23 protein-coding genes and 1 tRNA gene are annotated in these 24394 nt (G+C 57.8%); 8 read left to right on the top strand and 16 right to left on the bottom strand.

Features of this window, described 5'->3' with window-relative positions; translation table 11 throughout:
• The first annotated feature begins 2 nt into the window (after positions 1-2).
• The 6 genes from PZA18_RS18590 (at position 3) to PZA18_RS18565 (ending at position 5238) form a co-directional block, all read left to right on the top strand.
• The gene (locus tag PZA18_RS18590) at positions 3-1397 is read left to right on the top strand and encodes a nicotinate phosphoribosyltransferase (RefSeq protein ID WP_284102372.1); all 1395 of its coding nucleotides are present in this window, start codon (positions 3-5) and stop codon (positions 1395-1397) included.
• A gap of 216 nt (positions 1398-1613) precedes the next feature.
• Complete coding sequence (locus PZA18_RS18585; protein ID WP_284102371.1) at positions 1614-2096, top strand: SycD/LcrH family type III secretion system chaperone; 483 nt, start codon at positions 1614-1616, stop codon at positions 2094-2096.
• Between the two features lie 19 nt (positions 2097-2115).
• Positions 2116-3165, top strand: coding sequence for a hypothetical protein (locus tag PZA18_RS18580; RefSeq protein ID WP_284102370.1), 1050 nt, complete (start codon positions 2116-2118; stop codon positions 3163-3165).
• 285 nt (positions 3166-3450) lie between these two features.
• Positions 3451-4242 carry a hypothetical protein gene (locus PZA18_RS18575; protein ID WP_284102369.1) on the top strand — a complete coding sequence of 264 codons (792 nt, stop codon included), beginning with the start codon at positions 3451-3453 and terminating at the stop codon, positions 4240-4242.
• A gap of 184 nt (positions 4243-4426) precedes the next feature.
• Positions 4427-4684 carry a glutaredoxin 3 gene (grxC, locus tag PZA18_RS18570; protein ID WP_284102368.1) on the top strand — a complete coding sequence of 86 codons (258 nt, stop codon included), beginning with the start codon at positions 4427-4429 and terminating at the stop codon, positions 4682-4684.
• Between the two features lie 200 nt (positions 4685-4884).
• Positions 4885-5238, top strand: a complete 354-nt coding sequence (locus PZA18_RS18565) for a hypothetical protein (protein WP_284102367.1) — start codon at positions 4885-4887, stop codon at positions 5236-5238.
• A gap of 151 nt (positions 5239-5389) precedes the next feature.
• Here the strand turns inward: PZA18_RS18565 and PZA18_RS18560 are convergent, their stop codons facing one another.
• From PZA18_RS18560 to PZA18_RS18490, 15 genes are all read right to left on the bottom strand, one after another.
• Positions 5390-6214, bottom strand: a complete 825-nt coding sequence (locus PZA18_RS18560; RefSeq protein WP_284102366.1) for a hypothetical protein — start codon at positions 6212-6214, stop codon at positions 5390-5392.
• Positions 6214-7365 carry a phage protease gene (locus PZA18_RS18555; protein ID WP_284102365.1) on the bottom strand — a complete coding sequence of 384 codons (1152 nt, stop codon included), beginning with the start codon at positions 7363-7365 and terminating at the stop codon, positions 6214-6216. The genes PZA18_RS18560 and PZA18_RS18555 overlap by 1 nt, the downstream gene beginning before the upstream one ends.
• A 221-nt stretch (positions 7366-7586) precedes the next feature.
• Positions 7587-7823: a hypothetical protein gene (locus PZA18_RS18550; protein WP_284102364.1), complete on the bottom strand. Its 237-nt coding sequence runs from the start codon at positions 7821-7823 to the stop codon at positions 7587-7589.
• Positions 7820-8383: a hypothetical protein gene (locus PZA18_RS18545; protein ID WP_284102363.1), complete on the bottom strand. Its 564-nt coding sequence runs from the start codon at positions 8381-8383 to the stop codon at positions 7820-7822. The genes PZA18_RS18550 and PZA18_RS18545 overlap by 4 nt, the downstream gene beginning before the upstream one ends.
• A 261-nt stretch (positions 8384-8644) precedes the next feature.
• Positions 8645-9520: an antA/AntB antirepressor family protein gene (locus PZA18_RS18540; RefSeq protein ID WP_284102362.1), complete on the bottom strand. Its 876-nt coding sequence runs from the start codon at positions 9518-9520 to the stop codon at positions 8645-8647.
• Positions 9517-9855 (bottom strand): hypothetical protein, encoded by a 339-nt coding sequence (locus PZA18_RS18535; protein ID WP_284102361.1) that lies wholly within the window; start codon positions 9853-9855, stop codon positions 9517-9519. The genes PZA18_RS18540 and PZA18_RS18535 overlap by 4 nt, the downstream gene beginning before the upstream one ends.
• Before the next feature lie 457 nt (positions 9856-10312).
• The gene (locus PZA18_RS18530; RefSeq protein ID WP_284102360.1) at positions 10313-11455 is read right to left on the bottom strand and encodes a hypothetical protein; all 1143 of its coding nucleotides are present in this window, start codon (positions 11453-11455) and stop codon (positions 10313-10315) included.
• Between the two features lie 305 nt (positions 11456-11760).
• Positions 11761-12549 (bottom strand): hypothetical protein, encoded by a 789-nt coding sequence (locus tag PZA18_RS18525; protein ID WP_284102359.1) that lies wholly within the window; start codon positions 12547-12549, stop codon positions 11761-11763.
• Positions 12542-12973 (bottom strand): hypothetical protein, encoded by a 432-nt coding sequence (locus PZA18_RS18520; protein WP_284102358.1) that lies wholly within the window; start codon positions 12971-12973, stop codon positions 12542-12544. The genes PZA18_RS18525 and PZA18_RS18520 overlap by 8 nt, the downstream gene beginning before the upstream one ends.
• Before the next feature lie 560 nt (positions 12974-13533).
• Positions 13534-13618 (bottom strand) — tRNA-Leu (locus PZA18_RS18515).
• A gap of 117 nt (positions 13619-13735) precedes the next feature.
• The gene (locus PZA18_RS18510; RefSeq protein WP_284102357.1) at positions 13736-14317 is read right to left on the bottom strand and encodes a TerD family protein; all 582 of its coding nucleotides are present in this window, start codon (positions 14315-14317) and stop codon (positions 13736-13738) included.
• Positions 14318-14703: 386 nt separating this feature from the next.
• Positions 14704-15285 (bottom strand): TerD family protein, encoded by a 582-nt coding sequence (locus tag PZA18_RS18505; protein ID WP_284102356.1) that lies wholly within the window; start codon positions 15283-15285, stop codon positions 14704-14706.
• 156 nt (positions 15286-15441) lie between these two features.
• Positions 15442-16443, bottom strand: coding sequence for a DUF475 domain-containing protein (locus PZA18_RS18500; protein ID WP_284102355.1), 1002 nt, complete (start codon positions 16441-16443; stop codon positions 15442-15444).
• Between the two features lie 51 nt (positions 16444-16494).
• Positions 16495-17223, bottom strand: a complete 729-nt coding sequence (locus PZA18_RS18495) for a VWA domain-containing protein (RefSeq protein WP_284102354.1) — start codon at positions 17221-17223, stop codon at positions 16495-16497.
• 92 nt (positions 17224-17315) lie between these two features.
• Complete coding sequence (locus PZA18_RS18490) at positions 17316-18689, bottom strand: toxic anion resistance protein (protein WP_284102353.1); 1374 nt, start codon at positions 18687-18689, stop codon at positions 17316-17318.
• Positions 18690-18964: 275 nt separating this feature from the next.
• Between PZA18_RS18490 and PZA18_RS18485 the strand changes: the two genes are divergently transcribed.
• Both PZA18_RS18485 and PZA18_RS18480 read left to right on the top strand, forming a co-directional pair.
• Positions 18965-20017 carry a hypothetical protein gene (locus PZA18_RS18485; protein WP_284102352.1) on the top strand — a complete coding sequence of 351 codons (1053 nt, stop codon included), beginning with the start codon at positions 18965-18967 and terminating at the stop codon, positions 20015-20017.
• Between the two features lie 115 nt (positions 20018-20132).
• A complete protein-coding gene (locus PZA18_RS18480) occupies positions 20133-22487 on the top strand; it encodes an ATP-binding protein (RefSeq protein WP_284102351.1) in 2355 nt (784 codons plus the stop codon).
• Positions 22488-22609: 122 nt separating this feature from the next.
• Here the strand turns inward: PZA18_RS18480 and PZA18_RS18475 are convergent, their stop codons facing one another.
• Positions 22610-24256 carry a phosphatidylinositol-specific phospholipase C domain-containing protein gene (locus PZA18_RS18475; RefSeq protein ID WP_284102350.1) on the bottom strand — a complete coding sequence of 549 codons (1647 nt, stop codon included), beginning with the start codon at positions 24254-24256 and terminating at the stop codon, positions 22610-22612.
• Between the last annotated feature and the right edge of the window lie 138 nt (positions 24257-24394).

The following is a 24394-nucleotide window of genomic DNA, read 5'->3' as shown; positions in this document are numbered from 1 at the left end:
TCATGATGAGCCATTCCACCTTCGGTAACCTCATTCTTTCTACCGACTCTTACAAGACCAGCCACTATCGGCAGTACCCGGAAGGCGCCAATGCGATGTACTCGTATGTCGAGTCTCGTGGTGGCAGCTTCGACAAAGTGCTGTTCTTCGGTTTGCAGGCCATTCTCAAACAATATCTTTCGCAGCCGCTGACCGAAGCAGATATCGACGAAGCCCGCGAGGTATTGGCCATGCATGGCCTGCCATTCAACGAGGCTGGCTTTCGACGCATTATCGACGTGCATGGCGGCTATATGCCGATTCGCATCTGGGCCGTTCCCGAAGGCTCGATCGTCGATACCTCGATTCCGTTGATGGCCATCGAGTCAACCGACCCGGAGCTGTTCTGGTTGGTGTCCTATCTGGAAACCTTGCTGCTGCGTGTCTGGTACCCCACCACCGTTGCCACTCAGAGCTGGCATATTCGGCAGATGATTGGTGAATATCTGCGCCGCACGGCCGATGACACCAGCGGGCTTGCCTTCAAGCTGCACGACTTCGGCGCACGCGGCGTATCCAGCCAGGAAAGTGCTGCCTTGGGTGGCATGGCCCATCTTGTGAATTTCTATGGCACCGACACCTTGGTCGGCCTGCTGGCTGCTCGCCGCTACTACAACGCACCGGCAGCCTGTGGCTATTCGATCCCTGCGGCCGAGCACTCAACCATTACGAGCTGGGGCCGCGAAGATGAGTTCGCTGCGTATCGGAATATGCTGGAAGAGTTTGCGCAGCCGGGAAAGCTGGTAGCTGTGGTTTCTGACAGCTATGACATCTTCCGTGCAGTCCAGGAAGGCTGGGGAGGCGAACTCCGTCAGCAGGTCATCGACTCCGGGGCGACGCTGGTTGTGCGCCCCGACTCCGGCGACCCGGTCGAAGTCGTCGCCAAGGTCGTACGCCTGCTCGACCAGTCATTCGGTCACACCATCAACCGCAATGGCTTCAAGCTACTCAAGCATGTTCGGGTGATTCAAGGGGATGGCGTGGACAAGCTGTCAATCCGCATGATCCTCGGTCATCTTGAAGCCCTCGGTTATAGCGCGGACAACGTCGCCTTCGGCATGGGAGGAGCCTTGCTGCAGCAGGTCCACCGGGACACGCAGAAGTTCGCCATGAAGTGCTCTGCCATTCGCGTCGGCGATGTCTGGCGCGACGTATACAAAGAGCCGATTACCGACCAGGGCAAGAAATCCAAACGGGGCCGTATCGCTGCTTATAAAGACGCCAACGGCTGGCGTTCAGGTTTGCTTGACCCCTCCGCACCCGATCTGGCCATGCAGGTGGTCTGGGAAAATGGCAAGCAGCTGCTTGACGACGACTTCGACACGATCCGCCGCCGCGCCAATTCAGACTGGGAATAAACGCCCTCGACCGCCGTTTTTGAACAAACAGCCCCTGACTGGCAACAGTCAGGGGCTGTTTTATTGAGCCGCACGCCAACCCAGGCGGTCGCTGCAAACGGTTCCTGGTATTTTTTCTTTTCGCTAAAAGCTGTTTTACCTGAACCAGTTGCAGGGCTACCGTTACCAAACCACCAGATTGCCCCATTCGCCACTGCTGGAAGGAGAGGACTTGCCATGTATGACGCCGAAGCCACCCTGCTGGATGTATCCACCCCCGAGGGACTGAGCGATGCCATGATCAATCATGGCGTGACTCTGGCCGACCTCAAAGGCATTACCGCCGAGGAGCTGGAGGCTGGCTACAGCTACGCTTACGACGCTTTCAACGAAGGTCGCTTCAGCGATGCGCTCGAACTCTTCCTGTTTCTGGTCACGCACGATCCTTTCGACCGCCGTTTCCTGTTTGGCTACGCCATGTGCCTGGCCGAGTTTGAGCGCGTCGAGGACGCCCTTAACTTCTTCACCCAGGCCTACCTGCTTGATGCCCGCGATGCCGCCTGCACGCTTCGGATCGGCGAATGCCTGATGCTGCTTGGTAAATACGAAGAAGCCATTGAGGCTTTTGAGGCGACTGTCGATGTCAGCTACCTCAACCCCGAATTTTCCGCGATTCGTGATGTTGCCGAATCGCGCATACAAGATTTGAAATCACTTTGAAAATTGAAAGGCAGCCATCATGAGCATCCACAATGTAGGCAGTTTTACCCCCCCAGACAGCATTGGCAGAACAGACCTGCATGAGCAGGAAACGGTCCAGGACAAGGAAAAGCCTACGCTCCAGCGTAGCCCGTTGACGCTGACGGGTTTGCCAAGACCCAAGTCTTCCATGTCAGTTTCGCGCGGGGAATCTTTTTCCGAATTGCAAAGGAAGGCGAGCGAACCACTAAAGACCGAAGTAGCGCCACAGGACAAGCGTACTTTGGAACGCCTCAATACTGGAAAAGCCAATCTGACCGAGGCCCAGCAAGCAGCCCGTAGCGCTGCCGGACGCTCGTTTGCCTTCAAGCTGGCTGGCGCCGTGGTATCGCTGATAGGCGTCGGCGTTGCCGCCGCGCTGACTGCGCTATCGTTTGGTGGGGCAGTGCCAGTACTCGCCGTCTCTTGCGTCAGTGCCACCGTTGCGATTGCGGATGCAGCCTGTGCTTTCAAAGACTGGCGCTCCAAAGCCAATGGTGGCGAAGGCTTGCCTATGGGCGGCAACAGCATCGGCAATCTTACCTACGCCATTGCTCGCAAAGCCGGGGCCAGTGACGAGGCCGCCAAGAACTGGGGTACCGGGGTCAGCACAACCGCCAAAGTCGGGTTGATTGCAGCCTCGCTTGCTACAGGTTTTGTTGCAGCATCCGCACCCGTCTGGGGCAAGATTGCCACCACGGTTGCCACCGGGGTCGATAAGTTTCTGGGGGTTATCAGCGGCCCGATTCAACAACCGGCCGATACTGAGGCCGCCAAGCAGAAGGGCGTCGAGTCCGGCAAACAAGCTGCCGAAGAACAGCTTCGTCAGAAGGACGATGAAATCGCCGAGCTACGCCGGAAGCTGGCTGAGGTCCCTCAGCGCAGTCCTGCTATTGATATCCCGGTCCGCACTCTCGACAACGGTGAAATCGAAATTGAGGTGGATGAAAGCGACCCAAGCCTGAGTCCTACATTTGGGGGGTTCCCCATGTCATTTGGTACGGATCGTCGCCGGTCCGACCCCATGCAATTGAGCGGCACATTGGTCTAAACAGCCCAATGCATAGCGCAAAGCCCGCATTGTCGGGCTTTGCTTGCTGAATCAAATAAATCGCACGCCTCGTGCAAACAAATTAACAATTAGTAAAATTATAAATCTGTGAACCGAAAAACTACCATCCCCATCTATTGATTTATTAAATAAACAATTTCAAATTCCGCCCATACCCAATATAAAACCGCCAATCAGCAAAAATGGAATGCATTTAAATCTCCCCCTACCATGGCTTTACCGAACAGCCATTTACCGGATAACCGGAAATCAAGGAGAAAAGCCATGCAAACCATGCTCTGCCGTGCCAACGTCCTCGTCCTTAGCTTCGCAGTTGCCTTTGCCATTCCGACAATGGCTGAAACAACCACCTCACCCGACCCGGCATTGCGCGTAACCCCCGGCCCAGGCGCCACCTTTGGAGGAGAAGTTGGCGGAAAAAACGGCAAGACTGGCGAATGGACTAAATTAATTGAATTAAACAGCAGCGATGCCTTCTTAAAAAGCAATGGCAAATGTGCATTCAACATCAGCTACCCAATGACTGCCAAAATTGATTTTGACGAGCTATCGAATCAGATATTTGATGGCAATACCTTAATCAGCCAACAAACTCACATTGCCATGAAAGCGGGCGAAACACGGGCAGTTAATACCCAGGCTTATTTGACACCCGGCAAGCATCTGATCCGTTTTGTTTTTGATGCCGAAGGATCGAGCAATCTGGAAGGGCATGGCCGTGCGCTCTACATCAACCTGTCAGGTAGCTGCGAGGGCACAACCACCACTCCAGGCACCGAGCCCGGAACCGGCACTGAACCCAAGCCTGGCACTGGCACAGAACCCAATCCCGGCACGGGTACCGAGCCCAAACCAGGAACCGGAACAGAGCCAAAACCCAGCGGTGACAATGCTTGCACAGCGATAATTGATGGCAATATGAATATCAAGATTCCCTGCCTGCAGTACAGCGGCCCGTTTGGTAAGGAAAACTACTGGGTCGAATTGGAACGCGTCGATGGCGGCAACGGCAAGGCACTGATGTTCCGTCTGAAGGGCTACGGAAGCGTCAAATAAGTTATCCCCGCAGACACTCGCAGCCCAAAGTTGCGAGTGTTTGTGCTTTCGCACCCTGCCAACTATTCCGTAAATTACAATAATCAATTACAAGGAAAAGGCATTCTTCTTATGTGAGGAATTAGGCAAAGTACCACCACTGGCTCATCACCGATGAGCAACTGCCTAAATTCAGGAGATTCTCATGTCAGAAGTCACCATGTTCCACACCTCCACCTGCCCCTACTGCGTCCAGGCAGAAAGCCTGCTCAAGCGCAAAGGTGTTACCCACATCAACAAGGTCAACGTCGGAACCTCGGCAGAGAGCCGTGCAGAAATGATTGCCAAGACCGGGCGCCGAACCGTTCCGCAGATTTTCATTGGCGAGCGCCATATCGGTGGCTTCGATGACTTGGCAGCGCTGGAGTTGAGCGGCGGACTCACCCCCTTGCTCCTTGCCTAGACCGCACTGCTTACCTCCAAACCGGGCCTGCAATCTGCAAATAGAACCCCTGCAGAAGCAGGCCCCTCTTTACGTCCCCAAACCTCCAAAGCGCAAGGCATAATCCGCAGAGAGACAATAATCCCAGGCGCACCGCCACGCGACTTGCCAAGGCGTAGCGCCATGCCAACCCTGCCAAGCAAACCACAATCAGGAATCCAATGAAATTCTCTCTTGATGGCAAAACGTTCCGCTCGGTCGCCAATTCTGATAACGGCGAAGTCAGCCCTGCAACGTATTTCACGTTCAGACAACAAGGCAATATTGTTTCTGCAGACTACTCTGGCGGAAAAATCGTGACCGGCCACCTGCTTGCCGTCATGACTGAAAATGGCGAGTTGAACATGCGTTATCACCACCTGAATCAAGAGGGCGCATTCATGCTCGGCCAATGCCACTCTACGCCGGTACTACTACCTGATGGCCGCTTGAAGTACCTGGAAAACTGGCAATGGCTGTCAGGGGATATGTCCTCAGGTTATTCCGAAATGGAAGAAGTCCCGCAGACAGCTTGAGCTGCTGGCCAAACCCCTCGTAGACGTTTTTTTCTCCGGATCGCATTTCGTTGAATTTGGGTCCGCCGCCTAGTAGCACAGCTTTGCACTCACCGGTTCCTCGCCTCAGCATCTACCTTGCCGAGAGCGGGCGGATTTTCGCAGTCAGGTATTACATCGACGCCTCCAAGAGATTCTCCTGCCATCGTGATGACACTGTAATGGTGTTGGGTTTCACCACATTGCGCGCAGACAGTTCGCGGCTGGCTTCGGCTTGCGCCCGTAGCTGCAACAGACCCCGGTCAGCCGGGCTGACGGCGCTATCCGGTTCGATGCTGCCGACTTGGTGGCGGGCGTAATAGCTGTAACGGTATTGCCGGCCGAGGATGCTGATCTGGTGCAGCGTTGACGGTGGCGAGAGTTGCTGCGCCAAGCCCGCATCGGTGCGGATGGAACTGGCACGCGGCAAGGCACCGGGGAAACGCGGCGACCACGGCGGAGTCCCGTGGCCCACGCCCCAATGCGCCTGCTGGATGGCGACGAAATCCACCGGTGCCCGGTAGCAACCGGTCAGCCACTCATCGTCCAGCAGATCGCAGCTGGTCGTCCGGACCAGTGGCCGTACCCGATACAGATCCGCAACCGCCAGCCCAATCAACCGGCCGGGGTCGGCGCGGAACAGCTCGCCGGCATCATGCCGCGACGTCAGCAGCTCGGCGCCGAACGCGACCAGGGTCATGGCCATCTCACCCCCCGCTACCGGTGGCAGGCTGGCCACTGCACTGGCCCGGGACAAGATCAGCTCAGCCAGCGCACGCTGCAGGTCTTTACGCTGCTGGCCGTCCTGTTCCAGGACCAGTAGCTGTTCCAGCTCGACATCGGTCGAAACTGGGGGAGTCGGCTCGGCCGGGGCAGCGAGTCGCAGCGAGGGGGGACGTTCGGATTCGGCAAACAACCGGGCTTCGTCGGGCGGGATCAGGCCATTGCCGACGTACATCAGACCGGAGCCGGGGTTATCTGTAGCGCCAGCACCTGATTGCCACTGTCCACCGAAATCTGCGGCGAACCCGCCGGCCGCCAACCCAGCGCCGACAACTGCCGCGCAATATCCAGCTGCTTGCCCTGCGCAATCTGCAACTCGGCCAGCGCTTTCACCTGATCATCAGTCATGGCAGCCGTCACCAGCGGCCGGGCCGCCTCGCACAGCTGGCGGCGGGTGGCCTCATCCAGCGCGGTGGCGGTGTTGATGGTGTCGGCCAGTAGCTTCTGGCGCGAGGCCAGCGTGTCGGCCAGCTGGCGGGTTTCCTGCTCGCGTTGTGCCAGCTGACGGTTGACCTCGGCCGTGACATCGACAGGCACGGCGGGCGCAGTGATCGACAGCTGGATCGGTGCCGGGGTGCTGCCGATCTGCTCGGCCAGCTGTTTGCCGGTAGTTTCGAATTCGCCCAGCAGCGCCTCGGCAGCCGGGGCCTCGGTCACATTGGCCAGTGCCTTGCGGGCCCCGGCCAGCAGTGTCTGGACCACGGTCTCAGCCAGTTTGAGCGTGCGCAGCTGGGTAGCCAGGCTCGCCAGGTGTTGCTCCCACATGGTTTGGGTCTCCGTTGAAAGTTGGGTCAGGTAGCGGTCGAGTACGGCGGTGGGTTCGGCCAGACAGGGCCGGACCGGATCAAGGCGTTTGATGACGGGGCGATTGGTGAGGCCGGCACCGGCCAGCACACAGCCCCAGGCTTTGCCGGCTTCGTTATCGACAAAGCGTTCGTAGTAATCGGCCGAGAGATAGGTAAAGCCGCGCAGCTGGATGGCCTCGACGCCATAGGGCGTCCACTCGACCTCGGCCCGTAGCCGGTCGTCTTCGACAAACAGCGACAACACTCGCGCCGCTGCGCCGTCTTCGGGCCGGTGCGAGACATCGAGGAACACGTCCTGCCCCAGCGTCCGCTGCTCAAAGTTGCGCACCATCTCGGCCAGCATGGCCGGGGTAATGGCAAAGCGGTCATAACGCGGATCGGTAAAGCTGCCGGTACGGGTAATGGTGACCACGCTGCGGGTGCTGGTCGCTACCTCGGTCGGGTTGACCCTATCGCCAGCCAGCACCCGTCGCCGGGTATTGGGCGCTTCGGCCAGCTGTTTGCGTAAGGAAGGGTTCATGGCGCCTCGTTGAGAAGAGGCGCGACAGGATTGGAGCCACCCGCCGCGCCGGCGCCGGGTGAGTCGTGGGATCAGGGGAGAGAGACTATCCGGCGCAACGCCAGACTAGAGGGGGCAACCCGCTCATAAACAGGGGGGAGGATGAGCGGGTCAGGGTGAGGACTGTAACAATGCCAATCCCGGCGCGGGGCCGGGAGGGTGGGGTAAATCGCAGACTTGGCTTAGCGCTTGTGGGACTTATGGCCAGCAAAACTCATGGCAAAAAAACCGCCGGAAGGCAAAACCGTTCTATCTGGAATCTGGCGAACCCGATTTTTAGACGGGTTGTCTGCCAGCATCGCATCAATCCGGCTCTGAAACGCTCGCGCCGCTTGGTATTGCTCGGGCCCATGATCAAAGTAAAGCACTTCATCAGGGCCGTGATCATCCAGGGATTTGTCACTGAAATACTGTTTCATGTTAGAGGCTCCCGCCTGTACGCAATGCTGAGCAACGTTGAGAATGCCCGCCAGACTTGATGCTGATATTCAATTTGAGCATAGCGCTTATTGAGTCCTTCATGGCAAAGCAACCTTACCGTGGTCGAATCCGCGATGTCCATCGCTTTGGCAAAGGCCGTGCTCATCTCGTTGGCCGATGGCCAACCCGCCTGTGGACGAACCATCACATAACAGCCATAGCGCGTGACCACCCGGATTTCAGACAAATTTGCCTTCCGTGCCAAATCCACGTCGGCTTCAGAGAAACTCAGCGCATCCGGGTGATTGTGGCAAAACGTCATATCGGCAACCTGCTTGAGCTCGGCTTGAGTAAAGCCTATCCGCTTGGGCTCACCTTGACGTTCCAGATGCTTATTACCCGCCGCATCAAAGAAAGCCCCGTACTCCAAGGGCTTGAAGCGTATCTGTTCTTCCCAGTCGGCGATTGCCCGGCCGCGTGCCGTGCTTCGATCCGCAGGCAGCTGACGGGGCGGGCGATCATAAATCCATTCATGGTGTAGGCGCACGTTTAGATCCATTTCAAATTTGAGGACTGTTGGTTTTTTGGCACCGTCAATCTACGACTTGGCATGGGAAGCGGTCTATTGAACCCCTTCTAAATAAAACCAGATTAAAGCCGCAGCATCGTTGCCGGTGACAGGACATGAAATGAGGATTTCAGGCTGCCCATCGTAACGATGCGGTCGTGCCACCGACAGGAAACGTGGCACGACCGGTTCAATCCGGGCGCCTCCCCGCGTCCCCTCAAACACCGCCACCCCATCACACAGCAGATTCGGCTACGCCGGCTGGCCTTGCAGGGCGGCTGGCGGTGCGGCCAGATCGAGGGCCTGCAGGTGGTTGATGCGACGTCCGAGCAGGTTGCGCTCGAAATGGGCCTCCCCCAGCAAGCCTTGCCGGATCAGGGCCTGCTTGAACAGGCGCGCTGTCAGGCCGCCGTGTTCGCGCCAAGCCAGATCCAGCGCGGGAATCCGCTGCAGGTGCGCCAACAGGTCGCCCGGCCGGAACAGCAAGACCCGCCGGCCGTCGATCTGCTCGTACGCATACGGGCCGGCATAGCGGCCGCCGTTGACTTCCCGCAGCAGGGTCTTCAGCAGCCATTGCCAGGGATGCGGCGGGTTCGGCAGCGCGGGCAGCGGTGAGGGGGGTGGGGGGGTATCCCGCAGCGCGGTAACCGGCGGCGGCAAGCCCAGGCTGGTATGCAGGGCGTGCAGATAGTGCCAGAGCTGGTGCCGGATCGCCGGATCCGGCTCGGCCGCCAGCTCGCGCAGGCGCTGGTGGGCCAGCTCCAGCCCGCTCAAGCTGACCGGCCCGCTGACCGGTGCCGACTCTCCGGCCCACAGCCGGCGCTCGCATTCGATGAAGTAGCGGCGCGCCTGCCGGCCCCGTTCGTTGCGTTCGACCATCGCCAGCTCCTTGGCCATGTCGAGGGTGAGGAAGTAGTCCTTCTGGATCACATTTTGACGGACGCCAGTTTTGGCGACCGTTAGCGCGTAATCCAGATCCTCGGCAAAGCCGTATTGCTCAATCCGGTCCTTAATCCAGTTGGAAAAGTCCTTCCCCACCTCCAGAAACCCATGCAGTTCGCGGGCCTCGACGCTGGGGACGGGGTGGGCGCCGATCAGGTGCTCGCGGACGGGGATCAGGGCGTTCATACGGCCTCCCGCAGCAGCAGGGTTTCGAGGCGGCTGAAGAAGCCGACCCAGTAGCCCTTGTCGGCGCCGCTGACGCTGAAGTCGATGTCGGCGGCGATGTGGCCGAGCCGGTTGCTGCCGATCATCTGCGGGTGCTGGCGCAGGTAGTCGAGCAACTCGTCGGCCATCTGGCGGCCGTGCAGGCAGGCGGCGTGGTAGTCGCGGGCGGGTGGCACCGCCCAGAAGCGGCGGGGCTGGGAGCGGGGACGGCGCTGGATAAAGGACAGGGCTTGCCAGTGACGCAGGGCGGAGTCGGAACGCTGCCGGGCGGCAGCCAGGGGGGAATGAGCAGCCATGATGGCCTCCTGTACGTTCTTTGAAGTTTGCCCCTTTTGAGGGGGCGGCCGGGGGCTCAAAACCGCGTACAGACGGCGGGCGTATTCCTCCCTTGCGGGAGTCTTGTATTAGCCTCACACCCGGCCATAACTCAGACACCGAATTCCCGGATAGGCGCTGGCCTACCCACCCTAGCTAGTTATGGGGGAAATCACCACAACTGCCGAGGCATTCGGTATGAAAACTATGGACGCAAAAAAACCACGACTGACGGGCGCGGATGCCGCTGTACGCTGAAGGTGTTTTGAGCACCTGGGCCGGAATATAGGCGGGGATGGGGGTGGGGTCAAGGGTGGGGGCAATACGACATCCGATTCGGCAATAGCATCCGCGCTCGGCCTCTCCTAGCGCTATGCAATCGGAGCTTTCAAGAAAAAAGCCGCGCAGAAGCGCGGCTTTTAACTCAATCAAAATACCTTAGAATTTGGCTGCCAAAGCCTTGGTAAATTCGCCATCTACCGTGCCAATCAAAACCGGTGTCGAGCTGCCATTTAACATATAGTAGACATTCCCATCTTTAGCTCCAACATAGAAGTTGGTAGTTGGATAATATCTATAAACAAAACCACCACTCTCACCAGAAATACCAACGGTTTTGATATTCTGCTTGACTACTGGGTGGATCTCAATCTTAGGATCCTGACCACCATCCAATGTGCTCTCATAGCTATTGAGAATCCGGTAAATGTAGTCGTTATTATGCTTTGGCCTGCCGTAAAGGCCAACGCACAAACTAATGTCCTGCATACGGACAAAAGGAGTCATTGAAGCCATCAATTGATGGCGCCCCGCATTTTTATCATCAATATCACGCAACCCGAAAGTGTGGCCTAATTCATGGGTAATGATGCCCAACATACGTTCGGGGCGAGATAATAAATTGGCAAACTTATGTGGCTTGAGGATGATATCGGAAAATCTTCGACCCCAAGTTGCATTGTCGTAATGTTCCTCAACTGCTTCGCTATTATCAAGCGCCGTATATACAAGATTGCCCTTGGAATCTTTTGTTGCATTCCAAGAAGTGAGAAAATCCCACGGCGTCACCTTGAATTCTTTATCTCTCTGAAGCGATGATTCAACCCAAGGCATAAAACCAATCAACACGCCGGACAAAGATGGACTTGTTAAGTAACGCTCTCCACCATATTTAGTGTCCATCTTTGGATATTCAAGTTTATTTATTTTTGTCACCATCAGATTGCCGGGCATAAAACCAGAGTTATATTCTTGCCTAACGAATTTAACGTTGCACACTTCACTCCAACGGTTTGCAGCCATGGAAATATAGCCGGGCATATCTGAGGCCGACAATCCCGCAGGTTCGTTCCCCCTAGAATAGAATACATTGATTACAGGCCCACCTGAGGGAGTTTCATATTTATTAGTATTCGCATCGTAATATTCAATCCATTTAATAGGATCGCCTTTGTAATATTTTCTAGCAATTTCAGGATGAATTACATTCCCATCAACATATTTATCAACAGCAAAACTTTGCAATGAAGTAAAAGCAGTGACTATTGCCATGCAAATAACAGATACATTTGATTTTTTCAATTGACTTTCCTTTTCTGATTGATCCTGCTAAATCAAAAATCCCTCAGCCATCAATCTCGACCACCTAGAGGAATTTCTTCTTGCAGCAGAGCGAGAATTATAACAAATTCATGCTATTGAATCAAGATGTCCAACAAGAACCATGGCCATTGCAGCTGAGTTTTTTGTTTCGTTGCGTTAAATAACGCATCTCCTCAGCATAAAATAGTGCAATCAATCTAATCAAATAAAAATTAATCCATTCAGCTACTTTCACCCCCCTCAAACACCGCCACCACATAACTCAAGGTATTCGGATGTGCCGGCTAGGGGTTTTTGCCGTGCGGGTAGACGCCTTTGCCCAGTCCGTACAGATCGGCGCTGGCGTGGGTGTCGCAGATGTCGTGGTGAGGGTGACGGGGGCTGAGCAGGAATTTGGTGCCGAGGCAGCCCTCGGTCTGGGCTGCGCCGGCCTGGTAGGCCATGCCGTGGGCGCGGTTGAGTTCGGTGCGGAAGAGGCGCTGCATATTGACGGCGGCTGAGCCCTGGCCGGTGAGGGCGTCGCCGATGGCGCGGCCGATGCTGGCGGGTTGCGCCGCTTGCAAGGCCCCGGTCGGGATCTGCAGCCCCATCTGCGCCGCCCGGTAGGCGTCGTCGCCCCGGATGATGGCCAGCTCGATGGCGTTGCCGACCTTGCGTGCCGCGTCGCGATCAACCCGCCATAGTCGGTCCGACAGCTGCAGGCCATCGGCGGCCCGGAAGCGGCGAACGAATTCGACCGCCTGGGTATTCAGTCGGCTGATCACGTCCCGTTCCAGACTGCCGAGGTAAGGGCCGCTACCGAGTTCGGCCGCGTGCTGCAGGCCGCTCGTCAGCAGGCCATCGCGCAGCTGGACCAGTCGCCGCAATTCGGCCTCGGCTTGCGCCCGCAGGCTGACCAGCTGCGGCAGCGCCACCCGGTTCAGGCCATCGGCCGCCTGCTGCAGTTCGGCAGTGAGATTGGCCACAGCGTTGCGGTAGAGCTGGGCCAGTTCGGCCAGTATTTCGGCATCGTACTGGTTCATCGCCGCCTGCGCGGCATACGAGGCGGCGACGATCTGTTCGGCATCAACCATGGTTCAAGGCCGTGCCGCTCTCGCCCTTGCGGCCGTTGCCGGGGGTGATGCTGACGCGGGGACCGGTGTCGGGAATGGCCGGGTCGTCCGGGTAGGGGTTGGCCGGCAGGCCTTCTTCTTCCCGCATCGCCTGAATGCGGGCCGGGTCTTGCCCCAGTTCGCTCCACACCAGCTGCTCGGGCGCACCCAGCGCTTTCAGCTTCAGTGCCCGGTCGGTGGTCTGGCTCAGGGTTTCGGTGCGGCGCTCGGCAAAGGTCAGCGTATAGCCAGCATCGTCAGGATGAATGCCGCGCAGCAAGAGGTGCAGTCGGAAACCCCAGTCGTAGAGGTAGGACAGGGTGTCCTGCAGGGTGTCGATTTCGTCGTAGTAGTCGCGCTTCAGGTCTTCGAGGATGTCACGCGCCATGCCGTCGGTGTAGCCCATCAGGCCTTTTGGCACCCTTGGTCACAAGTTCCGCTCCTTCCCCATACCCAAGCGCTCGCAACACGCTCTCCAACTGGTCTTCAGCCAGTCTTTGCTGGCGAGGGGCGGGTTTTTGAGGGCGTTTTACGGCAGATAAGGGGCTTTCCTAAACCCAACCCCATTCTTTAGACGCAGTACGTAAAACATGCGATAACAAGGTCAGGTCTCGATTAACCCTACCCGGAAAGGCTGCCTTAAGGCGTTCGTCACGCCAAAATGCAAGCGTATTGCTCTCCCGCGAGGATGTTGGCTTCCTCTTGGGTAGCCCGAAGAACAGCCTCGGTGGAGAGGCTAGCAGAGGCTCTAACGCCAGCGCGCACGACCTCATCTCGCCATCGCTTCCCGCGTTTTCTGTAAGTAGCCAGTGGCATAACAGATGGCGTAGATATGGCGTACTAGAGAACTAAAAAACAGTAAAAAAACGGGGAAAAACGCTAACCGAGCTATCGAGGAAATTCTTCGAAAAGCTTTGTACTTTATGGGATTTTTGGAGATTCTTGAACTACTGAGGAAATTCTTGCTGGTGCCGAGGGTCGGACTCGAACCGACACGCCTTGCGGCAGCGGATTTTGAGTCCGCCGCGTCTACCAATTTCACCACCCCGGCACAGGAGAGATCGGCATTATGTGTTACTTTTACCGACAAAGCAAGATATTTTTCTATTGCCAAGAAGATTTCTTGCAGGCAGGTAATAAACCTGCCTTTTTTCAGTGGCTTATGAAATTACACATTGCCGCCATATGCTCTCACAAAATCAATCAGCCCGCGCTTGTAACCTGCGCCAACGGCTTTAAACAGCCACTCTCCCGCTTCATTCCGGTATACCGAGCCAAATTGCAACGAGGTTTCGTTGCTGAACTCATCACCCAGCTGATATTGCCCGATGACATCGCCAGTGACGTCGTCGTACAGCCGGATATAGCTATTTTCGATCTGGCCAAAATTCTGGCGTCTGATGTCGGCTTCATGAATGGTCACCACAAATGACAGTTCCGTGGCTTGCGGTGGGATCTTGGCGAAATCGACGTTGATCACTTCATCATCCCCTTGTGCATCGCCGCTACGGTTATCGCCAGAGTGTTTCACGGCCCCTTCTGGCGATTGCAGGTTGTTGTAGAAGACAAAGTGCTGATCACTCAGTAGCTTGCTATTGGCCCCGAGAATGAATACCGAGGCGTCCAGATCAAAGTTGGAGCCAGTGTCGAATTTCTTGCAATCCCAACCCAAGCCGACCCGAATCTTGCTGAGGGCTGGGTGGTTTTTTGACAGATTGATCCTGCCGCCTTTATCCAGATTGATACTCATGACTTCCTCCATTACACGACAAGCACCCCATCTGCATGCTTGCCTTACCTGTTACATCCAATCCATTTCCGAGCTTGTATGGTCTCGGTTGACGTTTTGTTTCCGGTCGGGCCGGGTATTGGGGTTGGGCGATAGCCGCACAGAGTAGGCCGTGGCGGGTACCGCCCTGCCCCACAACTCGATTCCGGCCTTGCGTAGCGGGCGCCGCAAAGTGGCTGACCACCAGGCTGCACGCCTCTCGCCTTGCATCAGGCCTCAATCCGACGAAACGCGATTCGGAAATGAAATGCCAATCAAGCCTACCGTTTGAATGAAAAAACGGCTTGCCGAGCGGCAAGCCGTTTTCCTTTGTTTATTGATTTTCCGACATCATCATTCGGTAAAAATCAAACATTGCCGCCATAAGCCCGCACAAAGTCGAGCAAGCCACGCTTATAACCCGCGCCAACGGCCTTGAATAACCACTCGCCGGTCTCGTTACGGTAAACCGAGCCAAACTGCAAAGAAGTCTCGCTACTGAATTCTTCTTCCAGTTTGTACTGGGCGATTACCTCGTTGGTGGCATCGTTGTAGAGCCGGATGTAGCTGTTCTGTACCTGACCAAAGTTCTGCCGGCGTGCCTCGGCATCGTGAATCGTCGCAACAAACGAGATTTCCGTGGCATTAGGCGGCATTCTGGAAAGGTCGATGTAGATCGTTTCATCGTCGCCCTGCGCATCGCCGGTGCGATTGTCGCCGGCATGGCGTACAGCACCATCAGGCGTTTGCAGGTTGTTGTAGAAGATGAAGTGCTGGTCGCTCAGCAGCTTGCTGGCGGCGGTCAGCACAAACACGGATACGTCTAGATCAAAATCCGAGCCAGTATCGAATTTCTTGGTATCCCAGCCCAGGCCCATGCGCACTTTGACCAGTGTCGGATGGGTCTTGGAGAGATTGATACGGCCGCCTTTTTCCAGATTGATAGTCATGAATCCTCCTTGGCTTGAGAAAGGACAGGGATCAGCGGCGGGTAGCCACCGCCATCCTTGAATAGGTTGAAGTCACTTCGAGTCGGCAAGCTTGCGAGTTGTTCCCCATTCCCGCGATTGCCGACATTCTGCGTGAACCCAGCACAGATACTCCTCTTAGCTGGCTATCTGTTTCTTGTTGTGCGCCACCGAGCTCCAGAACGACAGGCCGATCAATACCAAGCCAATGCCACCGGTAACTTCCTCGGGAATATGGAAGGTCACGCCAAACATCATGATGCACGCGAGCGCGCCAATCGCCCAGAAGGCTCCGTGTTCGAGGAACAGATAGTTCGAGAGTGTGCCCCGGTCAACCAGCAGCAGTGTGAAGGAACGCACAAACATGGCACCCACGCCCAAGCCCAGGGCAATGATGAACAGGTTGTGAGACAGTGCAAAAGCACCAATCACGCCATCAAACGAGAACGAGGCATCCAGGATTTCGAGATACATGAAGCCTGCAAAGCCGGTCTTGGCGGCTGTCACGCCCCCTTCATCCGAGCCCAGCAGCGCGCCAACGCCATCGGCCAGAATATAAGTCACGATGCCCCACATGCCCGCAACGATGAAGCCCATTTGCTCGTGCGACGGCAGCAGCTTGCCAGCAATGATGATGGAGGCCAGTGTCAGCGCTGTCTGAATGGCTTCGATCTTGCCAAGGCGGGTCAGCTTGTCTTCGATGATGCCGATCCAATGCGTATCTTTGGTCTCGTCGATAAAGAACTTGAGAAACACCATCATCAGAAATGCGCCGCCAAACGCAGCGATCTCGGCATGCGCGCTGGTCAGGATCTTGGCGTACTCATGCTCGTTGTAGATGGCCAGCTTCAACACATCAATCGGCCCGGTCTTGGTAATGACACCAACGATGAGCAAAGGGAATACCAGCCGCATGACAAACACGGCAATGAACATCCCCCAGACCAGAAAACGTTGCCGCCAGACGGGGTCCATGCCTTCCAGCACTTTGGCGTTGACGACGGCGTTATCAAAAGACAGCGAGGTTTCGAGTGCCGCCAGCACCAGCACGATCCAGGCTGCCGGTACACCACCCAGCCAGAAACCCGCGCCAACGCAGATCAGGGTAAAAATGATTGAGCTTCTAAAATAAGACAGCATGTTTTATCCAAAAAAAAGTTATATCCAGACGGGCTTTCAGCCCATCCCCAATCAAGCCCGCTTTTTCAGCCAGTCCACCACTTCATTGGTGATGATGGCTTCGTACATCTGGTCTTCGCTCATCTTGAAGCTCGGCATATGAACAAACCCGGCGTTATCGAGGTCATTCGCCACCTTCTCCAGAAACTCGAAGCGCGGCTGGTTCGAAATCGCCACCAGTTGCCAGTAGGCATTGAACTGGGCGGACTCCTCAAATACCTTGCGCGACTCGCCTTGATCGGCATTTTCGCCGTCGGTCACCAAAAACAGCATGGCCGGAATATGGGTGTCCGAAGACTTCTCGACGACTGTTTCCTTGCGGCCAAACAAAGAGCCAAGCAGGCCCTTGGATTTCACCTGCTTTTGTTTGCCCCGGAAGTAATGGTCCAACATCATATTGGCCACTTCGGCATAGTGCGTGCTGCCCCACTTGGCGACGGCATCATTCTTGACGATGCTGCGATCGACAAATCCGACGTAGTCATTCAGCGAGACGGCTGGTGCCTCCGAGGCACGATGGTCGAAAGTCCAGACTTCCATTTCACCGTTGTCATCGAACTTGCTCGCATAGGCCAACAGCCGCTCGACAGTGGTCTGCACCAGCCCGGCGCGGTATTCATCCATCATCGAACCCGAAACATCCAGCGCCAGCCCCACCCGGCAGATGGGAGGCTTGGGCAAGCCTTTCTTTTCGAGAATGATGGAGGCTTTCTTCTGTAAGTCGATTAATCCGTTTGCCATAGTCCAGTTTCCTGTTTGGTTGATCTTGTTGTTGTGAGCCGCCCGAAGCGCCCCGCCGGATCACATCACTGCCAATCCGGCGGGTGCGCAGGTTACAGAGGTTTTCCCTGAGCTTGCATTACCGTCAGCAGCTGGCTGCGCATGCCTTCGAGCTGCGAATCGGTCTGCTTGCGCCGTTCCTGACCTTCGTCAACGATGCGTCGTGCATCCTCAAGGGCACCGATGATCTGCTGGTTGACGTGTTCCAGCGTCTCGATATCAATCACCGCGCGCTGCGAAGCTGTCACGATCTGCTGATTGTTCTGGCGCAACAGATCAGCATTGCGGCGCAGCGCCTCGTTGGTGGCGTCATCGACTGCCGTTGCCAGCTCGGCACCGCGTTGCTGCTCCAGCAGCATGATCTGCAGCGCAAACTGCTTCTGCCAGGCAGGGATGGTCAGGTTGACGATGTCGTGGAATTTGCTGACCAGCAGGCGGGCGTTCTCTTGCATCAGGCGAATCTGCGGTGCCGTCTGCTCGGCCAGCATACGAATACGCTTGAGGTCATCCAGCCGCTTTTCCAGGCGAGCGAGCTGGCTGCGGGCATCCGCCACCTTCTGCGCCTGCATATTGTCCAAGCCAGTCAAGTCGATACCAGCCAACGCGGCCTTCATTTCTTCGGCCGCACGCGCGCCATCTTCGAGCGCAACGCCTAGCCGCTGATGTTCCTGATAATTGGCCTCATACATCTGATCCATTTCGTCGATGCGCCGCTGCTGGAGCTTGGCCTGCGCGTGCAGCTCGACGGTGAACCGCTCGATCTGTTTGGCCACCGAGTTGTACTGGGCCAGAAACTGCTCCTTGATCGAGCCGAACATATTCTTGATCTTGCTGAACAGCCCCTTCGAGTTGAGCTGGCTCGGCGACAAACCTTTGGCCGTGACGATCAGTTCATTGAGCTTGAGGCCGAACTGGTCTGCATCGCTGGCCTTGGTGTGTTCCAGCAAGGCGCGAGACACCCTGGCGACGGATTCACTCTCGCGATGGCCAAGCTGGGCGATCCACTGTTCGTTGACACGGGTCGGCAAACTGACCGGACCGGCAGCCGGCAGATGCTGGCCGCTATACACCTGGGGCTGCGCAACCGGGGGTTGCTGATAGGGCATGGGCGCCGCTGGCTGTGCATAGGGCGCCGGTGGCGCCTGCACTGGCGGCGGTGCATAGGGTGCAGGGGCTGCCTGTGGCGGATACGGCGCCGGGGCCGGCTGGCCGTAAGGTGCACCGGGCGGGTATTGCGTCGGGTCAGCCGGCGGATAAGGCGCGGGGGCCGGTGGGGGTGTCATGACCGGCGGCGGTGGCGGCACATACGGTGCGGCGGCTGGCATCGGTGGCGGCGATGGCGGTGGTGAATAGGGCGCCTGCGGAGCAGCCGCCGGTGTAGGGGTTGACGGGGTATCGTCAAACAGAGGTTTTGGGCCGTTCGTCATGGCGATCGCTTCCTTTTGGGTTGCCGAGCAGGCGGCAATGAATACGTGGCACGGTAGGTATCTAGCACTCGACAAGGCCGGTATTTCATTGAAATCAACAAGATCCGGTTGGCTGCCCTATGTTTTGGTACCAAACACCCTTTTCATGGCCGTACAGCTTTGGCCTATCTTAGACGTAACAGGCACTGCTAGACAAAGCGCAGACCGACAAAACACACGGCATAATTGATGCTGGCACTTGCCATTCACCCTTTTCTGGCCAGTCTGACTCTCGTATGACCAAGCCGCTTTTTTCAGAGGATTCGAGCCCTACGCCCCAGCCCGCTCCGGCCCCGTCGCGTTCAGACACGTCGGCATCCAGCCTGTTCGAGCCGGGCTCGGCGAGCGCATCGCACACTGCCCCGGCATCATCACCACCAACGGCGGCAACCTCCAGCCTGTTCGAACCCGGCTCTGCCGGCAGTCGGGCACCCGCCCCCAGCTCGCCATCGCCCCCTCATCCGGTCGCCCCGCAACCGCACAGCCTGTTCGACGCCGGCTCGGCCAGCGCTGCTCCAGTGCCCCCCGCAGCGCCCATCCCCCTTCCCCCGGCAGCGCAGCCCAGCGCCCCGCCCACGCTATTTCAGCCAGGGTCGGAAGGCACGCCCACGGTACGCCCGCCTGCGCCACCGGCTGCGGCGCCGCCGAATGCCGTGTTCATTGATGAGGAGCAATCATGGCTGCGCAAGTTCGAGCAGGCTGCTGATCAACTTTTTCCCGATCATGACGGCAGACAGCACGCCGAGATGTTGATTTACTGGCGAATAATCCTGCCGTTTTCAGTCAAGGAAATCAGTGACGTTGCCGACAAGCCGATCAAGCAGGCGGCCAAACTGAACGAGCGGCTGGCCAAGCTGGGTGTTCAGGTAGGACAGGTGGATGTCATCACGCCGCTGGAAGCGTTAAGCCGCCTGATTCAAGGCAAGCGCAGCCTTTTGCCCTGGAAGCAGGAAGACCCGAACCGGCTGGAAGCCACCATCAAGGCGGCAGAACCACAGCTGGATGCCTTGCTGGCGCAGATTGACGAACTGGCGCAGGCTGCGCGCCAGGTGGAAGCACAGCTGATTTCCGCTTACCGGGCCCTGCAGGTCGCCCGGACTACCGCCCCGCCCGAATATGCGCCTGCCTTGCAGGCGCGAGAGCAGATCGTCGGCAGCAGCCTGTTCAGCGTCGAGCTGATCAACCCGCATCTGGCACGCCAGCAACTGCAGCTGACGCAATGGAAAGAAGACATCGACCGGGTGGTATACATCGCGCTGCCAACCTGGCGGGTGGCGCAACAGCGCTGATTTCGGCCCGATATGGGCCCCGCTTTGTCTGCGCGCATTTCAGACAATTGCCGTATCTTTTCTATCCGTATTTTTTCTATAGTTAGCGTGACCGTCCTAGCCGAGAGTGTTACTCATGGCTGCCCACGCAGGTTATCGCCCTCCACTGCCCATCTATGTGCCGCTGCTGGTTGCCTTTACGGTTCTGCTGGTTTTATTCCTGTTTGGATTGAACGAGCAAAGCCAGCTGGTCAACAGCAGCGTGGAAGCCAATGTGCGCCAGCGCGAGCAGATTGCCCGCCTGGTGTCCGATGCCATGGCACAAGACCTGGGGCAGGCCATGCAATCGGTCGAACGCTTCTCGACGGAACTCGAACGCCAGCTCGAACCGCCCCTCCCCGATTCGGCAGCAGCCTTTTCACAGCAGTTCGTGCGCTTTCCAGACGGCGCCATCCGCTCCCGTACCGACCAGTACAACCCGGCACGGCAGGCGGGTGTGGTGCTACCCCGCAGCCTTGTTCCGACGCCCGCCCTGCAGGCTTTTTTTGTTGAAGCCAGCCACTACACCACGCTGTATGGGCTGGGCTCGCAAGGCAAGCGCTTCGTCAACAGCTGGATACTCCCCAAAACCGGCGGAGAGGTCGTGTTCTGGCCCGATGAACCGCGCTTTATCTATGAAGCCGCCCCCGACTTTGATTACCGTGCCACCGAGTGGTTTGCGCCAACACAGCCCGAGCGCAACCCTCAACGCAAAGCTTATTGGACCAAGCTGACTTACGATCCCATCCCCAAGGTCTGGATGCTGAGTGCCGTAGCGCCGCTCTACTGGCGCGGTGAATGGTTTGGCTCGGTTGGTCACGATCTGCCCTTGGCCAATCTGCTCGCCAGCACTGAACTGCTACGCCAGCAGGAAGGCAGTCGATTCATTCTGCTAACGGCGGATGATGTTGTAGCCGCATCCGACCTCTACGCCAGCCAGATCATCAACGCCAAAGGTGAGCTGCGGCTGAACCAGCTGGCAGATAAGGATTGGGCAAACGTGGTGGCCCAGGCACGCCGGCAGTCTCTGGCTGAGGGGCAGCAGCTGCGAATTCGGCTGGCTGATCAGGTGGCGTTTGTGTCCCGTATCAGAGGGTCTGGCTGGTGGCTGGTGAATCTGGTGCCGCTCGCGCCCATCGTGGACCGGATTGATGAGTCCTTTGAGAAGCTGCGCAATATTGCCGTGCTGACACTGCTACTGGAGCTGGCCGCAACCATTGCCATACTGGCATGGCTGCATTGGCGAAATCGCCAGCACTTCAACGAGATGTTGGTGTTGCAGGAGGATCTGGCCGCCCGCGAGGAGCGCTTTCGTTCACTGGTGGCCAATATTCCCGGCATTGTCTACCGCTGTGCCAACGATGCCGAATGGACCATGCATTACCTGAGCCCGGCCGTACAGCGCATGACGGGCTACCCGGCCGAAGACTTCATCGGCAACCGCATCCGCAGCTTTGCCTCCATCATCCACCCTGATGACCAAGCCAAAGTCACGGCCGGCGTCGAGGCCGGTCTGAATGGACACCAACCCTATCAGATCGAATACCGCCTGGTCCGCACCGATGGCCAGCTGTGCTGGGTTCAGGAGCAGGGGCAAGGCATCTACGACAGTCAGGGGCGTCTGATCTGGCTGGATGGCGTGATCATGGACATCACCGCCCTGCATGAAGCGCAGAGCCAGCTCCGTACCCTTAACCTTGAACTGGAGCATCAGGTTGCGAGCCGGACGCAGGCCCTGAGTGAAGCCTTGAGAGACCTTGAGAACTTCGGCCATGTGGTCGCCCACGATCTGCGCGCACCGTTGCGGCATGCCAGCGGCTTTCTGGAGATCTTTGAAGAGTCATTACCTCCCGACCCATCGCCCGAACAGCTTGAGCAGCGCAAGCCGCTCAAACGTGCCCAGCAGGCCCTGGAACGGATGAATCAGATGATCCAGGCACTCTGGAGCGTTGCCAGGCTTGGGCATGGCGCGCTCAAGCCCAGCAGCTTCCCATTGGCACCCCTGGTCAATGAGGTGGCAACCGAGCTGACCACGGGGACGCGAGTTGAGGTGCGGGTAGGCGAACTGCCTCGGGTGTATGCCGATCGGGTGTTGATCCGCGAAGTGATACAAAACCTGCTGGAAAACGCCATCAAGTATTCGTCGAAGGTCGGACAACCGCAGATCAGCATCCTTAATCGCAGCCAGCCGGCATCGGGTGAGGTCGTCATCGAAATCCATGACAACGGGGCCGGATTCGATCCGGCCCTGGCAGACCGTTTGTTCATTCCTTTTCAGCGCCTGCACAGCAGTGAGGACTTTCCCGGCACCGGCATCGGCCTTGCCTTGTGCGCCCGGATTCTGGCCCTGCATGGCGGCCATATCCGGGCGGAAAGCCAGCCGGGTGAAGGCGCCAGCTTCTATGTCTACCTACCGGCACACGCTCCGGAACCGGCGCATGGGGATGACTGACCACCGGCAGTCGGTGGTGCCGAGGTTTTATAGACATCGCTTCGGCTTGGCCAATCAAACCTCGATCGCCCCTGGGCCGACACGGCGGAATCCGCTGCATCAGCCCCGTTCCGTGCGGAGGCTTAGCGCTCCGCTGGCAGCATCACCCCGACGCTGCCTGGGTGACGTAGATTGACCCAGACGTCCCTTGCCTGTGGATCAGCCAGCAACGCTTCAAATTGCTGGTGGTTGGCCGGTGCCGACAAGGCATAGCGCCAGCCAAATTCGTTGCGACAGACTTCGTCACCCTTGCCAAAGATTTCGGCACTGCGACTCAGGCGCCAGTTACCCGTACCGAACTCCTGACAGGCAAAGCGTTTGCGCTGGTCACAGGCGCTGCTGCGGTAGCCGTCTGCATCCAGCCTGGCACAACCTCGGTCGGTCTGGGCCGACTGCCAGACGGCGTAGACCGGTCGATAAGCCATCCATTTCCCTTCCGCCTCCAGGTCGGCATAGTTGACCCAGACACCACCTGCACCCGCCGCGTTGGCGGCATCCCGCAGGCGGGCGTTTTCATAGCCGTTGGCGGGCATGGCGAAGGCATAGCCCTGCGCACCGAACTCGGCCTGACATGCCGCCTGCCCGTCCTGCCAGACGCCGGCAGCGCGGGTAATGCGCCAGTCGTAATCCCACCCATTTACCGGCTGGGTAGCTTGGCAGGCGAATCGGCGCTGAAACGCCTTGCACGCCAGATCGTTCAGGCGACCGTTGCTCATCTGCTCGGCGCAATGTTCACCGCCGGGGTCGTTGGCACGCGAGTTGTCCGGCTGGTTGACGTCCCAACTCCACACCTGCGCCTTGAAATGATCACTCCCCGGCTTGAGCGGTTCGGGCGCCACCGCACCAACGCCGCACTTCACCAGATCCGCCACCGTCTGTGCACTCATGCTGTCGTTGAGCGAGGAGGCGGCGTCGTTATAGGCCCGCACCAGATTGGTCTGCAGCAGATCCGGCCCAGCCATGCCGCCCCCGTTGCCCACCTGGCAGTTGGGATAAGCATTGAGCCGCTTGTGATCCACCGTTATATGAAAATGCTGGTGGAAGGAATAGTTGGCCCAGTCGTATTCGCAACTCCCACGATCGGCCCCCATGACCAGCACATTTTTGCCTGCAGCCCGCACCTGGGCCTTTGACAGTTCGTGCGGCAAACCCACGCACTGGTTGGCCGCCCTGGCCGCCGGAGCATGCAGGCGGGGGGTGTAGAGTCTGTCGCCCAGAAGGCGGTTCAGCAGGCTGATGGCTTTGTCCTGATGGCCGCTCATCTTGTCCTCGATATACAGCAACACCACCTCTTCCGGATTCGCCCGTAGCCAATCCGCCAGCTCGCTCAACCCCTCCTCCAGCAGCCGGTCATTCGGATGGCAACCCAGATGGCTATCCGTACCGTGACACAGCTTGAGATCCATCCGCATAGCGCTCCACGAGCTGTGAAAACTCCAGTGGGCATCCATTTCGATCGCCCGGATGCCGGCATCCAGCTGGTCACGGATGCTTAGCACATGGTTGGGAAAGGCATAGCGGCCGCTCCAGTTGGCATAGGCCGCCGAGTTGAAGCTGTTATGGGTAGCCGGATAGACAGCCCGATTCATGCTGACGCGCTGATCAATGTGGTTCTGCAAGCGGACAGCCCTGACTTCCCAGCTCTGCAGCCAGGCGCCGGTGTCTGCCGCCATTGCCGGCATGACAAGCCCGCCTGCCAGCAGCAGGCTCAAGGCGGTTTCCTTCAGCATCGTTATCTCCCCCTGTTGAAATTTTTAAGGCTCTGTTGACGTTTTGTTTCCGGTCGCGCCGGGCCGAGTTTTGGGGCAGGGCGAGGCAGGGTGAGCGCAGTTTAGCGAGCTAAATAAGCGAACCCTAACGACGCCATG

It is taken from the genome of Parachitinimonas caeni, from assembly GCF_030129945.1.
Classification (GTDB): Bacteria; Pseudomonadota; Gammaproteobacteria; order Burkholderiales; family Chitinimonadaceae; genus Parachitinimonas; species Parachitinimonas caeni.
This window is presented reverse-complemented; position numbering and strand designations above follow the sequence as displayed.